This window comes from Aquabacter albus, from assembly GCF_040049275.1.
Taxonomy (GTDB): Bacteria; Pseudomonadota; Alphaproteobacteria; order Rhizobiales; family Xanthobacteraceae; genus Aquabacter.
Genome location: NZ_JBDZDT010000037.1, coordinates 1 through 1,545, shown reverse-complemented (window position 1 = coordinate 1,545; position 1,545 = coordinate 1). Strand labels below are relative to the sequence as shown.

2 protein-coding genes are annotated in these 1,545 nt (G+C 65.8%); both read left to right on the top strand.

Features of this window, described 5'->3' with window-relative positions; genetic code table 11:
• On the top strand, positions 1-855 hold an 855-nt coding region (locus ABLE91_RS28905), incomplete at its 5' end, for a branched-chain amino acid ABC transporter permease (RefSeq protein WP_348936010.1).
• Between the two features lie 13 nt (positions 856-868).
• Positions 869-1,545: branched-chain amino acid ABC transporter permease (locus ABLE91_RS28900; RefSeq protein WP_348936009.1), on the top strand; the 677-nt coding region annotated here is incomplete at its 3' end.

Sequence of the window (1,545 nt, the reverse complement as noted above, 5' to 3'; positions counted from 1 at the left end):
CAGGCATTGTTCGGCCAGCTTCTGCTGGGCCTCATCAACGGCTCGTTCTATGCCATGCTGAGCCTCGGGTTGGCGGTGATCTTCGGGCTGCTCAACGTCATCAACTTCACCCACGGCGCGCAGTACATGATGGGCGCGTTCGGCGCCTGGATGCTGCTCAATTATGCCGGCATCCCGTTCTGGGGCGCGCTGGTGCTCTCGCCCATCATCGTCGCCATCATCGGCATGATCATCGAACGCACCCTGCTGCGCCGGCTCTACCAGCTCGACCATCTCTACGGCCTGCTGCTCACCTTCGGCCTCGCCCTCATCATCGAGGGCCTGTTCCGCCGACAGTACGGCGCCTCCGGCCTGCCCTATGACAATCCGCTGCCGGGCGGCACCAATCTCGGCTTCATGTTCCTGCCGAACTATCGCGGCTTCGTGGTGGTGGCCTCCCTCATCGTGTGCTTCGGCACTTGGTTCATGATCGAGCGCACCAAGCTCGGCTCCTACCTGCGCGCCGCCACCGAGCGGCCCGAGCTGGTCCAGGCCTTCGGCATCGACGTGCCGCGCATGATCACGCTCACCTACGGCTTCGGTGTGGGCCTCGCCGCGCTCGCCGGGGTGCTCGCCGCCCCCGCCTATCAGGTGAGCCCCACCATGGGCTCCAACCTCATCATCGTGGTGTTCGCCGTGGTGGTGATCGGCGGCATGGGCTCGATCCTCGGCGCCATCGTCACCGGCTTCGGCCTCGGCCTCGTGGAGGGCCTCACCAAGGTGTTCTATCCCGAGGCTTCCTCCACCGTGATCTTCGTCATCATGGCCATCGTGCTCATGGTGAAGCCCGCCGGCCTGTTCGGCACGGCGAAGTGAGAAGGGCGATCTGATGACCACGGCCTCTTCTCCAGCCACCCCAGTCCGCCACGACGGCATCTCCGGCCTGCGCATCGTCCTCGCCATCGTGGTGCTGGCGGTGCTCATCGCCGCGCCGCTGGCGGTCTATCCCGTATTCCTCATGAAGGTGCTGTGCTTCGCGCTGTTCGCGTGCGCCTTCAACCTGCTGCTGGGCTATGCCGGCCTCTTGTCCTTCGGCCATGCCATGTTCTTCGGCGGGGCGGGCTATGTCTGCGCGCACACGGTGAAGGTCCTGGGCGTCACGCCGGAGCTGGGCATCCTCGCCGGCACCGCCTTCGCCGCGCTGCTCGGCCTCATCACCGGACTGCTCGCCATCCGCCGCGCCGGCATCTACTTCGCCATGGTGACCCTGGCGCTGGCGCAGATGTTCTTCTTCTTCTGCCTCCAGGCCCCCTTCACCGGCGGCGAGGACGGGCTCCAGGCGGTGCCGCGGCGCGCCGTGTTCGGCGTCATCGACATCACCAAGGACCTCAACCTCTATTACGTGGTGCTGGCCATCTTCCTCATCGGCTTCGCCATCATCTACCGGGCGGTGCACTCGCCGTTCGGACAGGTGCTGAAAGCGATCCGCGAGAACGAGCCGCGCGCCATCTCGCTGGGCTACCGGGTGAACCAATACAAGACCCTCGCCTTCGTGCTCTCGGCGGC